Source organism: Paenibacillus amylolyticus (genome assembly GCF_047302515.1).
In the GTDB taxonomy this organism is placed as follows: domain Bacteria; phylum Bacillota; class Bacilli; order Paenibacillales; family Paenibacillaceae; genus Paenibacillus; species Paenibacillus amylolyticus_G.
Map to the genome: position 1 here is coordinate 5,609,917 of NZ_CP168019.1, position 13,506 is coordinate 5,623,422.

Below are 13,506 nucleotides of genomic sequence, written 5' to 3' on the forward strand. Positions count from 1 at the left end.
CGGATTAAATCGGTCTTGCTTTGATGCGGTTGGCTTGCATGGTTTGATGAGCATGAACTACCTTTTCCTCAGCAGATACTTCTGGCACACCTACATTCCACCATGACTCGTATCCACCTGCGTTGGTTCCGGGCACGACCGGAATCTCAATCAACGTACTTACTGTTTCGTTCTTCGCATCTCGGAGTGCTTGTTCCAGCTGTTCTGCTGTCTCCGCTCTATAGGATTTGGCTCCCATGCTTCGGGCGTGAGCTGCAAAGTCCATTGGCATGTAATCCCCGGTCAGTCGTCCACTCTCGGATTCCCGATAACGGAATTCATTGCCGAACCCGTCACTACCATGTTCTCGCTGCAAATTATGAATACATTGGAATCCATTGTTGTTGAATAATAAAATAGTCATCTTCTTCTGTTCCTGCAAACTGGTCACAAACTCCGAATGCAGCATCAGATAACTACCATCCCCTACCATGGCGTACACTTCACGATCCGGCTCGGCAAGTGCTGCTCCGAACGCTCCACTTACCTCGTACCCCATACAGGAGAACCCATACTCCATGTGATACGTCTTTGGTTCAGCCGCACGCCACAGACGATGTAGATCACCCGGCAGACTGCCTGCCGCACACACTATGACGGAAGATGGATCAATGGTCCGGTTAACGATGCCGACTGCCGTGGTCTGTGCCAGCCCTGCTTCATGTTGAGCTGCATACAGCCGATCCACTTCTGCATTCCACTCAGCGCGGAGATCAGCGATTTCAGATGCGCCATATGCACTTCGGTATTGTCTTTCCTGCAATTCCTTTTGCAGAGCCTGCAGTCCTTCGCGTGCATCTGCCAGAATGGCTTCCCCGCCTAACTTGGCGGCATCCATGCCGTTCAGGTTAATGTTGATGAATGAAGCTTCTGGATGCTGAAAAGCAGAGCGGGACGCCGTCGTGAAATCCGAGAACCGCGTACCGACGCCGATCACCACATCCGCGTCTCTCGCCAGCCTGTTGGCCGCCAGAGAGCCGGTAACCCCGATGGCCCCCACATTCAGTGGGTGGTCCCAAGAAACTGCGCTCTTGCCCGCCTGCGTCTCGGCGATCGGAATACCAAATGCCTCGGCGAACTCCACGAGTTGAACGGACGCCTCAGAGTACAACACACCGCCGCCTGCAACGAGCAGCGGCTTACTGCCTCGGGCAATCTGCTCCGTTGCCCGTTCAATGGCTGCCTGTACCGGGGGGCGACGGTCCAGATAATGTACTTTGCGGGCAAAGAACGATTCCGGGTAATCGTACGCTTCTGCCTGCACATCCTGCGGCAATGCGAGCGTTACTGCTCCCGTCTCTGCTGGATCGGTTAGCACACGCATCGCCTGTGTAACAGCAATCATCAGCTGTTCGGGACGAACAATGCGATCCCAGTATTTACTGACGGCTTTGAATGGATCAGTGGCTGAGATTGTATAATCACTGCTCACTTCCAACTGCTGAAGTACCGGGTCCGGTTCCCGTGTAGCAAAGTTATCTCCAGGAAGCAATAAAACCGGAATTCGGTTCACCGTTGCAGTAGCTGCCGCTGTAATCATATTCAAAGCACCAGGTCCAATGGATGTTGTACATGCATAGATCTGTCTACGGTTCTTCTGCTTGGCATAAGCCGCTGCCGTATGCACCATACCTTGTTCGTTCTTGCCTTGCATATACGTCAGGCTTCCCGGACTACGCTCCAGCGCTTCTCCAATGCCTGTTACATTGCCATGTCCAAAAATACCGATGATTCCCTTCACAAACTTGGTTTCCACCCCGTCAACCGAGATATATTGCTGATCCAGGTATCTAAGCAGTGCCTGAGCCATCGTCAGTCGAATTGTTTTCATGAATTTGATCGCCGTCCTTTCCTTTACGGGTTAAGCGCTTAATCTACGTTAAGTTTAAGCGCCTTACCCCTAAAGGTTAAGCGCTTAATTGATATGGTATTACAGGTTAATGATTTACGCAAGCTATTTTTGTAAGCGTTTTTATAAAATGTGATAAAGAAAATATATTCTTGTGTTCGAACATGTGTTAGACCTTCTCTATTCGTACACTTAAAAAGTGACTAAGAACAGACTTAAAAAAGGGGGAAATATATCGTGAGGATGGGATACATGTTGGTACATGCTAATCAGCCATATAGTCCGTGATCTTCGTATACAATCATGATCATTATGCCTGTGAATGCAAAAAAAGAAAGAGATGGTATTTACCGTCTCTTTCTTTTTCAATATATAAGCGGGTGATGGGAATCGAACCCACGCTATTAGCTTGGAAGGCTAAAGTTCTACCATTGAACTACACCCGCATAACAACAATCGGGATGACACGATTTGAACATGCGACCCCCTGGTCCCAAACCAGGTGCTCTACCAAGCTGAGCTACATCCCGTTATCTATACCGGCGAGAGGACTCGAACCTCCACGGTTTCCCACTCGATTTTGAGTCGAGCGCGTCTGCCATTCCGCCACGCCGGCAAAATATGAAGTTATAATGGCGCGCCCTGAGAGATTCGAACTCCCGGCCTTTTGATTCGTAGTCAAACGCTCTATCCAGCTGAGCTAAGGGCGCAAAATATTGGAGCGGAAGACGGGAATCGAACCCGCGACCCTCGCCTTGGCAAGGCGATGCTCTACCGCTGAGCCACTTCCGCAAATAAAGGATGCGCGTGGAGGGACTTGAACCCCCACGTCAAAGACGCTAGATCCTAAGTCTAGTGCGTCTGCCAATTCCGCCACACGCGCATATAATGGTGAGTCATGAAGGGCTCGAACCTTCGACACCCTGATTAAAAGTCAGGTGCTCTACCAACTGAGCTAATGACTCATAGAAAAACTGGTGGAGGATGATGGATTCGAACCACCGAACCCGTACGGGAGCAGATTTACAGTCTGATGCGTTTGGCCGCTTCGCTAATCCTCCAGGATTACATGGTGCCGGCGAGAGGACTTGAACCCCCAACCTACTGATTACAAGTCAGTTGCTCTACCAGTTGAGCTACACCGGCGTATTACATGGTGTTATAAATGGTGGCTCGGGACGGAATCGAACCGCCGACACGAGGATTTTCAGTCCTCTGCTCTACCGACTGAGCTACCGAGCCTTACTACATTAAAAAAAATGGCGGAACCGACGGGATTCGAACCCGCGATCTCCTGCGTGACAGGCAGGCATGTTAGGCCAACTACACCACGGTTCCAGATCACTTTCTCAAGGAAAGTATAATTGCGGGGGCAGGATTTGAACCTGCGGCCTTCGGGTTATGAGCCCGACGAGCTACCGGGCTGCTCCACCCCGCGTCGTTATAAAGTTATATGGTGGAGGCTGAGGGGATCGAACCCCCGACCCTCTGCTTGTAAGGCAGATGCTCTCCCAGCTGAGCTAAGCCTCCATAATATGACCCGTAGGGGATTCGAACCCCTGTTACCTCCGTGAAAGGGAGGTGTCTTAACCCCTTGACCAACGGGCCTTACTGGCTCCCCGAACAGGGCTCGAACCTGTGACAACTCGATTAACAGTCGAGTGCTCTACCAACTGAGCTATCAGGGAATGGTGGAGCCAAGCGGGATCGAACCGCTGACCTCCTGCTTGCAAGGCAGGCGCTCTCCCAGCTGAGCTATGGCCCCATACTCTGGTGTATTTCTTGTTGTGGTCTTGCTATGGGCCCTGGTGGACTCGAACCACCGGCCTCACCCTTATCAGAGGTGCGCTCTAACCAACTGAGCTAAGGGCCCTTATCAATTTTCGAAAAAAAATACCCCAATGGGGTTTCGCTTGGCGGCGTCCTACTCTCCCAGGACCCTGCGGTCCAAGTACCATCGGCGCTAGAGGGCTTAACGGTCGTGTTCGGGATGGGTACGTGTGGAACCCCTCCGCCATCGCCACCAAACGCATAGCTGAGCTTACATTCAGAGATCGTTCTCTGAAAACTAGATTCGAAACGAAACATGCGATTTAGAACTTGCTATTGGATAAGCCCTCGACCGATTAGTACTGGTCAGCTCCATGCATTGCTGCACTTCCACCCCCAGCCTATCTACCTCGTCGTCTTCAAGGGGTCTTACATACTGGGAAATCTCATCTTGAGGGGGGCTTCACGCTTAGATGCTTTCAGCGTTTATCCCGTCCGTACATAGCTACCCAGCGGTGCTCCTGGCGGAACAACTGGTACACCAGCGGTACGTCCATCCCGGTCCTCTCGTACTAAGGACAGCTCCTCTCAAATTTCCTACGCCCACGACAGATAGGGACCGAACTGTCTCACGACGTTCTGAACCCAGCTCGCGTACCGCTTTAATGGGCGAACAGCCCAACCCTTGGGACCTACTTCAGCCCCAGGATGCGATGAGCCGACATCGAGGTGCCAAACCTCCCCGTCGATGTGGACTCTTGGGGGAGATAAGCCTGTTATCCCCAGGGTAGCTTTTATCCGTTGAGCGATGGCCCTTCCATGCGGTACCACCGGATCACTAAGCCCGACTTTCGTCCCTGCTCGACTTGTAGGTCTCGCAGTCAAGCTCCCTTATGCCTTTGCACTCTTCGAATGATTTCCAACCATTCTGAGGGAACCTTTGGGCGCCTCCGTTACTCTTTAGGAGGCGACCGCCCCAGTCAAACTGCCCACCTGACACTGTCCCCGCACCGGATTACGGTACCAGGTTAGAACCTAGATACGATCAGGGTGGTATCCCAACGTTGCCTCCACGCAAGCTGGCGCTCACACTTCAAAGGCTCCCACCTATCCTGTACAGATCGTACCCAAATTCAATATCAAGCTGCAGTAAAGCTCCATGGGGTCTTTCCGTCTTGTCGCGGGTAACCTGCATCTTCACAGGTATTAAAATTTCACCGGATCTCTCGTTGAGACAGCGCCCAAGTCGTTACGCCATTCGTGCGGGTCAGAATTTACCTGACAAGGAATTTCGCTACCTTAGGACCGTTATAGTTACGGCCGCCGTTTACTGGGGCTTCGGTTCACAGCTTCGGATTGCTCCTAACCACTCCCCTTAACCTTCCAGCACCGGGCAGGCGTCAGCCCGTATACTTCGCCTTACGGCTTCGCACAGACCTGTGTTTTTGCTAAACAGTCGCTTGGGCCTTTTCACTGCGGCCCCCTCGTGCTATTCACACTACCGGGGCACCCCTTCTCCCGAAGTTACGGGGTCATTTTGCCGAGTTCCTTAACGAGAGTTCTTCCGCGCGCCTTAGAATACTCTTCTCGCCTACCTGTGTCGGTTTGCGGTACGGGCACCTTCACCTGGCTAGAGGCTTTTCTTGGCAGTGTGAGATCATGACCTTCGCTACTACAATTTTCGCTCCCCATCACAGCTCAGCCTTACAATGTGCGGATTTGCCTACACATCAGCCTTACTGCTTAGACGGACATCCATCAGTCCGCGTCACTACCCTACTGCGTCCCCCCATTGCTCATAACGGCTTACGGTGGTACAGGAATTTCGACCTGTTGTCCTTCGACTACGCCTTTCGGCCTCGCCTTAGGTCCCGACTTACCCTGAGCGGACGAGCCTTCCTCAGGAACCCTTAGGCTTTCGGCGGATCAGATTCTCACTGATCTTTTCGTTACTCATACCGGCATTCTCACTTGTATAATGTCCAGCGCTCCTTACGGTACACCTTCAACCCTTATACAACGCTCCCCTACCCCTGATGCAAAGCATCAAGCCATAGCTTCGGTGGTGTGTTTAGCCCCGTTACATTTTCGGCGCAGAGTCACTCGACCAGTGAGCTATTACGCACTCTTTCAATGGTGGCTGCTTCTAAGCCAACATCCTGGTTGTCTGTGCAACTCCACATCCTTTCCCACTTAACACACACTTGGGGACCTTAGCTGATGGTCTGGGCTGTTTCCCTTTTGACAATGGATCTTAGCACTCACTGTCTGACTCCCGGAAGTAAGTCTATGGCATTCGGAGTTTGACTGAGCTTGGTAACCCTTGCGGGCCCCGCACCCAATCAGTGCTCTACCTCCACGACTCTGTTTTCCGAGGCTAGCCCTAAAGCTATTTCGGGGAGAACCAGCTATCTCCGAGTTCGATTGGAATTTCTCCGCTACCCCCACCTCATCCCCGCATTTTTCAACATGCGTGGGTTCGGGCCTCCAGTGCGTGTTACCGCACCTTCACCCTGGACAGGGGTAGATCACCCGGTTTCGGGTCTACGTCCACGTACTCAATCGCCCTATTCAGACTCGCTTTCGCTGCGGCTCCGGCTCTTCACCTTAACCTTGCACGGGAACGTAACTCGCCGGTTCATTCTACAAAAGGCACGCCATCACCCCTAAAACGGGCTCTGACTTTTTGTAAGCACACGGTTTCAGGTTCTATTTCACTCCCCTTCCGGGGTGCTTTTCACCTTTCCCTCACGGTACTGCTTCACTATCGGTCGCTAGGAAGTATTTAGCCTTGGCAGATGGTCCTGCCGGATTCATACGGGGTTTCACGTGCCCCGCACTACTCGGGATCCGTCTCGGAGGGAACAGACTTTCAACTACAGGGCTTTTACCTTCTTTGGCGGGCCTTTCCAGACCTCTTCGCTTAACCGGTTCCTTTGTAACTCCATGTGAGACGTCCCACAACCCCAAAGAGCAAGCTCTTTGGTTTGGGCTTCTCCGCGTTCGCTCGCCGCTACTGACGGAATCACTATTGTTTTCTCTTCCTCAGGGTACTTAGATGTTTCAGTTCCCCTGGTATGCCTCTACACAACCTATGTATTCAGTTGTGAGTAACTGGAAATTACCCCAGCTGGGTTTCCCCATTCGGACACCCCCGGATCAAAGCTTGCTTACAGCTCCCCGAGGCAGTTTCGTTGTTCGCCACGTCCTTCATCGGCTCCTAGCGCCTAGGCATCCTCCGTGTGCTCTTAGTAGCTTAACCTCGTGCTCCGGTTTCGACTGCTCGCTTCCCTTGTTTTGCTTGCGCAAAGCCAAAAGTCGCTCCCATTCGATACCATCGTACGTGCAATCTACCGTTTTTATTGAAACTTGTTTACACAAGTTCAGCTAAAAAGGAATGTTCTAATTCGCGTTTGTTTCGTTTCGATATCTAGTTTTCAAAGAACAAGCTCCATGCAAAAGCAAGCTGTTTGAGAGTTTGAGCTCTCAAAACTGAGCAACGAGTGAGTGTTTTGCAGCTAAGCTGCATATTTGAATGTTTCCGTTGCAGGAAACGATTCTCCATAGAAAGGAGGTGATCCAGCCGCACCTTCCGATACGGCTACCTTGTTACGACTTCACCCCAATCATCTATCCCACCTTCGGCGGCTGGCTCCTTGCGGTTACCCCACCGACTTCGGGTGTTATAAACTCTCGTGGTGTGACGGGCGGTGTGTACAAGACCCGGGAACGTATTCACCGCGGCATGCTGATCCGCGATTACTAGCAATTCCGACTTCATGCAGGCGAGTTGCAGCCTGCAATCCGAACTGAGACCGGCTTTGTTGGGATTGGCTCCATCTCGCGATTTCGCAGCCCGTTGTACCGGCCATTGTAGTACGTGTGTAGCCCAGGTCATAAGGGGCATGATGATTTGACGTCATCCCCACCTTCCTCCGGTTTGTCACCGGCAGTCTATCTAGAGTGCCCACCCGAAGTGCTGGCAACTAAATATAAGGGTTGCGCTCGTTGCGGGACTTAACCCAACATCTCACGACACGAGCTGACGACAACCATGCACCACCTGTCTCCTCTGTCCCGAAGGAAAGATACATCTCTGCATCGATCAGAGGGATGTCAAGACCTGGTAAGGTTCTTCGCGTTGCTTCGAATTAAACCACATACTCCACTGCTTGTGCGGGTCCCCGTCAATTCCTTTGAGTTTCAGTCTTGCGACCGTACTCCCCAGGCGGAGTGCTTAATGTGTTAACTTCGGCACCAAGGGTATCGAAACCCCTAACACCTAGCACTCATCGTTTACGGCGTGGACTACCAGGGTATCTAATCCTGTTTGCTCCCCACGCTTTCGCGCCTCAGCGTCAGTTACAGCCCAGAGAGTCGCCTTCGCCACTGGTGTTCCTCCACATATCTACGCATTTCACCGCTACACGTGGAATTCCACTCTCCTCTTCTGCACTCAAGTCACCCAGTTTCCAGTGCGATCCGGGGTTGAGCCCCGGGATTAAACACCAGACTTAAATGACCGCCTGCGCGCGCTTTACGCCCAATAATTCCGGACAACGCTTGCCCCCTACGTATTACCGCGGCTGCTGGCACGTAGTTAGCCGGGGCTTTCTTCTCAGGTACCGTCACCTTGAGAGCAGTTACTCTCCCAAGCGTTCTTCCCTGGCAACAGAGCTTTACGATCCGAAAACCTTCATCACTCACGCGGCATTGCTCCGTCAGGCTTTCGCCCATTGCGGAAGATTCCCTACTGCTGCCTCCCGTAGGAGTCTGGGCCGTGTCTCAGTCCCAGTGTGGCCGATCACCCTCTCAGGTCGGCTACGCATCGTCGCCTTGGTGAGCCGTTACCCCACCAACTAGCTAATGCGCCGCAGGCCCATCCCCAAGTGACAGATTGCTCCGTCTTTCCAGTTTCCTTCAGGCGAAGAAAACAATTATTCGGTATTAGCTACCGTTTCCGGTAGTTGTCCCAAACTTGAGGGCAGGTTGCCTACGTGTTACTCACCCGTCCGCCGCTAAGTATCAAGGAAGCAAGCTTCCTATCAACTCCGCTCGACTTGCATGTATTAGGCATGCCGCCAGCGTTCGTCCTGAGCCAGGATCAAACTCTCCAATAAAGTATTGAAAAGAGCGATAAGCTCATTTTGAATCTGACGAGATTAAAAATCTCATTTGTGCTCCGGTCGATTCAAGCCAAGGCTTGTTTCAAACTTTTGCGTTCATTCTGCAAGCAGAATGTTTACTCACTCGTTGTTCAGTTTTCAAAGATCAAACTTATTTCGTTACCGGGCGTTGTTCTCCTCGGCAACTTTTATATCATAACACTTCCGAACCAACTTAGCAAGCTCTTTTTTTAAGTTTCTTTCGAAGCTTATTTGTTTTGCCTGCGGCACTTTGTTTCCCGTGTTTTTTTGGCCGGAAATAGAATATATCATATACACAACACAATTACTACTTGTAAAATATCCCATTAGAAAACTAACTATATATTTGATTCAATCTCTTTATAATCTCTTTTTCCAATCGCAGTATCCTCTTACTATATCCTATATACACTCACCGGTCTAATCTATTGCAATATAGATTGTGAATAGACTCATTCAACATCATTACATTCGTTCTATAAAATAAGAAACATAATACATCTTCTCAATAACACTGCTATCTATTATGTCGGTATCAAATCTAATAATTAAACTCCATAAGCTGTGGGCTTATATAGATTCTGCTTTTCACTTTTTATACCATTATAATTCTCTGAACCTGCCCATCACTATCGTGTCGTAATACTGTCCATCCGCATGTCTACGATCCTTTTTCAAAATACCTTCGATCTCGAAGCCACTCTTTTGGTATAACTCGATTGCCTTTTCATTGGATGCTAGCACGTTCAACGTTATCTTCTCTACACCAGTCTGGTCTGCCCATTCTATCGACTTCTCCAACAAGTTCTTGCCAATCCCGTGCCCCCAGAACTCTCGGGCTACACACACGCCGAACTCAACTTTATGGCAAAAGCGCTTCAGCACTGTACCTTCACATCGGGAGTATCCCACAACCTCCCCTGCCACTACAGCAACAAGGAATAGATTCCGTGACTTCTCAGTGTCCAAATGGATGATCCGCCTAAACCCGGTTGCGTCGATATACGCCTCGCCCTTTTCACGATCCATGTTCTCGGTTTCCCCATCGATTTGTACACGTAGTGAAGGCAAGGCCTCAGCATCCTTTTCCTCTGCCGATCTAATGGAGTAAGATAAGCCTTTAATGTAATATTCCTGCTGATCGATCATCATAAGAACCATACCTCCTCTTCCACTTTGTATAATTACTATACCTGTATCGCTCTACCCTACCTCAGATGGACTCTTGCCTGTAAGCATTTTGAACACTTGGCTGAAATACGTCGCATTACGGAACCCCGTCATCTCGCTCACCTCATATACCATGTAATGTCCCGACTGCAACAGTTCCAACGCTCTCTGAATTCGGTATCCGTTCAAATAACTCACGAAATTCTCACCGGTCACCCTTTTGAACAGTTGACTCAGATACTTCGGATGTACGAACAGCCCCTTGGCTATCGCTTCAAAACTAATCTCTTCGGCGTAATGAAGCTCTACATACTGTTTCACCTGCTCGATAAGTTTATTGCTTTTCTTCTCGCCCATCTCTTTGCGTATCTGTTCCAGCCAGTCGCAGATAATACGATCCATCCAGCTTACCAGATCGGGCAAAGCATATTTCGATTGAATTTCACGCAAAAAATCACTCATCGCCAGCGGCGGCGTTAACATAGGATGAAGTCGGTTCCAGCTATGCATCAACGTGTCGAACAGACTGACGGCCACAACCTGTACATCCTGTATCCCAACACATTTCCCCTCTTTCAGCAAAAGGCAAATATGATGCCATACCTCTTCCGCCAGGTCAGGTCGAATATCCGCCCAAGCCTCATTCCATTGACGAAGCAATAATGAATAATCGGTCACACTTGGTTCTGTTTCCTTTGATGCTTCATAGTGGTAGATACGACTTCCACCTTGAAACTCTGCTGTTTCCACCGCTTCCCTGCTCTCGAGATAGGAATCTATCACCTCACATGGGTGACTCTTGGATCTCCCGATTCCAGCACTCACTTCAACTTTCAGATACGTAAAGATCTGATCGATCATCCTCTCAACGAGTGGCAGGCATTCCTCCAGATGATCTTTATCTCCTAATAGAAGCAACACAAATACCTGATCCGAATAATCAACAATCTCTACCTGACCATTCATGCGCGCCGCTTGCTCCTTCACCGTCTCCTGAATAATATCGGCCGCCCCATAGCGGAGAAGCTGCCAATCCCGTTCTTTCATTCGTGTCAAAAATACGGGGCGATTCAGTTGCAGACTAATGGCGCGTGTCTGTGAGGACATATGAATGCCTATATAGTCCATGCGTTCTTTGGGCAGCTCGTCTGCCCGATATCGCGTAGTCAGCAGTTCGTGAAGAAATTGTTTGCGCAAATACGGAAGTACCCGTCCAACCTCCTGCTTGTACGTCTGCTCCAGTCGCTCATGCCGCTCTCGCACATCTTGTTCCAGTAACACCTCACGCAGCACAGACTCAATCTCCTCAACCTCTGCCGGCTTCAGCAAAAAGTGATTCACCCCCCAGCGCATGGCTGCCCGGGCGTTCTCGAATTCGTCATATCCACTAAGAATGATGATCGGCAAGTGGGGATGATCACGTCGCAACGTCTGTGTGATCTCAAGCCCGGTCATCCCCGGTAGATAGACGTCAGTCATAACGACATCTGGATGCATGCGGTGAAACAGCTCCAGCGCATCCAAGCCATTGGAAGCAGTGCCTGCAATACTGAGGCCCAGAGAAGGCCAATCGATATGATCTGTTAATGCCTTTACAATATGAGGATCGTCATCAACAAGCATAATGGTCTTCATCATTTTTCACCGTCCAGCCATAGATTTAATTGCTCGTCGGTCTCAATACGCGGCAGCGTAATGGTCACTTCCACGCCACCTGACTCTCTATCGCTCAGTTGAACGCCATATCTCTTCCCGCAATAAAGCTGAATGCGCTGATGTACATTCCGTACACCGATGCCACACGTCTCTTCGAGTCTCCACCCCTCCGGCAACCCCCGCCCATTATCCGTGATACGAATGACGATATCCTGATGCTGGCCTTCCACTTCGTGCATATGCACCTGAATTCGAAGTGTGCCTTCTTCAGGGTGCCCGTGCATAACGGAATTTTCGATAAAGGGCTGCAAAATGATCTTGGGAATGTAACAACCGCGGATATGCGGATCGATCTGCTCCTGATATTGAATGGAGAACGGTAGCCGCTCTGACTGGATGTTAACGTAGCAACGGGCATGTTCCAACTCATCACGAACCCGTATAAACAATCTCCCTCCACTCAGTCCGATCCGTAATAACTTACTAAGCTGTACAATCATGCGACTGATATCCTTGGCTTCGTAATCAAGTGCGCGCCAGTGGATCATGTCGAGGGTATTGTATAGAAAATGGGGTTTGATCTGGGCCTCAAGCAAGCCCGTCTGGGCTTCACGCTTAGCCCGGTTCTCATCCTTCACCTGTTCCATCAGCGTCGTGAGCTGTGAAGCCATGTGATTAAAGCCATAAGCCAAATGGGCATATTCCTCCGTAAACGAAAGTTGGACCCGGGTATCGAAGTCCCCTTTCTCCAGTTGTCTCATTCGTTTGATTAATTGTCGCAAAGGCCGGATGATCTGCCTTACAAACAGGTACGCCAGCACAGCCGAGCATAATAGTCCCAGCACGGCGATGCCGAGGATCTGCCAGCCTGCTTGTCTGAGCGGAGATAACAGTGTATATACCGGAATAGTCTGTACGAGGCGCCACTGAAGCATCGCTGGCCTGGAGTACAGCACCAATTGAGCACCTCCGGGTTGGCCGGAAACTACTTCGTACCCGTCTGCACCATGCTGGACATGTTCCTGAATCCATGCACTATCTATAATAGAAGAAGATGAATTTACAGCTTCACCCGTTTCCTGTACTGTACTCGCTTCATTTCTTATATCTACTCGTTCCTTCTCCCTTGCTGGATCAACCCTCCCCATCTGCATTACGACATTACCAGCCGTATCCACCAACAGCACTTTTCCATCAAGCACCATGGGTACATCGGCAAACCTGCGTACGATGTCCGCTCTACTCAGTCGAATGAGCACATAAGCAACCGTTCCACCACGACTGTCGAAAATCCGTTGGGCGTATCCGACCAGGGATTGGCCAGATTCGTTCTCACGCAGCGGAACCCAAGCCGCATCAGCCTTTTCCAGCGTAGCAAACCAAGAGTCATGTGCGATGGTGTCCACCGGAAATATGCGATCAGCCATAGTCACTGTCACTTCATTGAAGACATCCGTATACAGTTCGATGGAAGTGATGCCTTCACTCACGACCATGGTATGGTCCAGAATTCGAGAGACCTCTCTCCGCTGGTGAATCTGTGCAAGCCTGCCCGTATCAGCCATTTCGAGCAGACTGGACAGTTCCCGATTGCTTGCCAAAGCATAGGAAGTTCCGGTTACCCCTGTGATGAAATCAAATCCCCGACGTGTGCTTTCGTTCAGAAGAGCCAGACGTGCTTTGCTAATCTCGGCAAATGTGACCGTGGAGAAAGACTGATATGCCAGCCAGACAACAACCGAGACAAGCAACAGGTTAAACGTAATAAAGCAAGTCACCATCAACGTGGAGAGCTTGCTTTGTTGCAGCTTTTGTTTAATGAAAGAAAACCATCTTCCTTTCCCCATGGAAAAATCAACTCGTTTCGTCTTGGAA

The 13,506-nt window shown here is 50.4% G+C and carries 4 protein-coding genes, 17 tRNA genes and 3 rRNA genes; all 24 read right to left on the minus strand.

The features are described 5' to 3' along the window. Positions 1-4 precede the first annotated feature (4 nt). Entirely contained in the window at positions 5-1,870 is a 1,866-nt protein-coding gene (iolD, locus tag ACDJ59_RS24545) for a 3D-(3,5/4)-trihydroxycyclohexane-1,2-dione acylhydrolase (decyclizing) (RefSeq protein ID WP_413406461.1), read from the minus strand. A 393-nt stretch (positions 1,871-2,263) separates the two neighbouring features. Further along, a tRNA-Gly gene (locus ACDJ59_RS24550) sits at positions 2,264-2,334 on the minus strand. Positions 2,335-2,344: 10 nt separating this feature from the next. After that, positions 2,345-2,418, minus strand: a tRNA-Pro gene (locus ACDJ59_RS24555). 7 nt (positions 2,419-2,425) lie between these two features. Next, positions 2,426-2,504: transfer RNA gene (locus ACDJ59_RS24560), tRNA-Leu, on the minus strand. A 17-nt stretch (positions 2,505-2,521) separates the two neighbouring features. Next, positions 2,522-2,598: transfer RNA gene (locus ACDJ59_RS24565), tRNA-Arg, on the minus strand. 7 nt (positions 2,599-2,605) lie between these two features. After that, positions 2,606-2,680, minus strand: a tRNA-Gly gene (locus ACDJ59_RS24570). Positions 2,681-2,690: 10 nt separating this feature from the next. After that, positions 2,691-2,771 (minus strand) — tRNA-Leu (locus tag ACDJ59_RS24575). Between the two features lie 6 nt (positions 2,772-2,777). Further along, positions 2,778-2,853: transfer RNA gene (locus tag ACDJ59_RS24580), tRNA-Lys, on the minus strand. Between the two features lie 10 nt (positions 2,854-2,863). Then, positions 2,864-2,949: transfer RNA gene (locus tag ACDJ59_RS24585), tRNA-Tyr, on the minus strand. 9 nt (positions 2,950-2,958) lie between these two features. After that, positions 2,959-3,034, minus strand: a tRNA-Thr gene (locus ACDJ59_RS24590). A gap of 20 nt (positions 3,035-3,054) precedes the next feature. Further along, positions 3,055-3,130 (minus strand) — tRNA-Phe (locus ACDJ59_RS24595). 18 nt (positions 3,131-3,148) lie between these two features. Then, a tRNA-Asp gene (locus ACDJ59_RS24600) sits at positions 3,149-3,226 on the minus strand. A 26-nt stretch (positions 3,227-3,252) separates the two neighbouring features. Continuing rightward, positions 3,253-3,326 (minus strand) — tRNA-Met (locus tag ACDJ59_RS24605). 16 nt (positions 3,327-3,342) lie between these two features. Next, positions 3,343-3,418, minus strand: a tRNA-Val gene (locus ACDJ59_RS24610). Positions 3,419-3,424: 6 nt separating this feature from the next. After that, positions 3,425-3,496, minus strand: a tRNA-Glu gene (locus tag ACDJ59_RS24615). 4 nt (positions 3,497-3,500) lie between these two features. Then, a tRNA-Asn gene (locus ACDJ59_RS24620) sits at positions 3,501-3,576 on the minus strand. A 1-nt stretch (position 3,577) separates the two neighbouring features. After that, positions 3,578-3,653, minus strand: a tRNA-Ala gene (locus ACDJ59_RS24625). 34 nt (positions 3,654-3,687) lie between these two features. Continuing rightward, a tRNA-Ile gene (locus tag ACDJ59_RS24630) sits at positions 3,688-3,761 on the minus strand. A 38-nt stretch (positions 3,762-3,799) separates the two neighbouring features. Then, positions 3,800-3,916: ribosomal RNA gene (gene rrf / locus ACDJ59_RS24635) — 5S ribosomal RNA — on the minus strand. 78 nt (positions 3,917-3,994) lie between these two features. Continuing rightward, positions 3,995-6,920 (minus strand): 23S ribosomal RNA (locus ACDJ59_RS24640). Positions 6,921-7,225: 305 nt separating this feature from the next. Further along, a 16S ribosomal RNA gene (locus ACDJ59_RS24645) occupies positions 7,226-8,778 on the minus strand. Together the 16S, 23S and 5S rRNA genes with 17 tRNA genes alongside form the textbook arrangement of a ribosomal RNA operon. Positions 8,779-9,408: 630 nt before the next feature. Beyond that, a complete protein-coding gene (locus ACDJ59_RS24650; protein ID WP_413406463.1) occupies positions 9,409-9,957 on the minus strand; it encodes a GNAT family N-acetyltransferase in 549 nt (182 codons plus the stop codon). Between the two features lie 51 nt (positions 9,958-10,008). Next, positions 10,009-11,613 carry a response regulator gene (locus ACDJ59_RS24655; RefSeq protein WP_413406465.1) on the minus strand — a complete coding sequence of 535 codons (1,605 nt, stop codon included), beginning with the start codon at positions 11,611-11,613 and terminating at the stop codon, positions 10,009-10,011. Further along, entirely contained in the window at positions 11,610-13,478 is a 1,869-nt protein-coding gene (locus tag ACDJ59_RS24660) for a histidine kinase (RefSeq protein ID WP_413406467.1), read from the minus strand. Before ACDJ59_RS24660 ends, ACDJ59_RS24655 begins: the two co-directional genes overlap by 4 nt. Between the last annotated feature and the right edge of the window lie 28 nt (positions 13,479-13,506).

Coding starts and splice junctions, on each gene's coding strand:
- iolD (WP_413406461.1), bottom strand. CDS start 1,870: ATGAAAACAATTCGACTGACGATGGCTCAGGCACTGCTTAGATACCTG.
- ACDJ59_RS24650 (WP_413406463.1), bottom strand. CDS start 9,957: ATGATGATCGATCAGCAGGAATATTACATTAAAGGCTTATCTTACTCC.
- ACDJ59_RS24655 (WP_413406465.1), bottom strand. CDS start 11,613: ATGATGAAGACCATTATGCTTGTTGATGACGATCCTCATATTGTAAAG.
- ACDJ59_RS24660 (WP_413406467.1), bottom strand. CDS start 13,478: ATGGGGAAAGGAAGATGGTTTTCTTTCATTAAACAAAAGCTGCAACAA.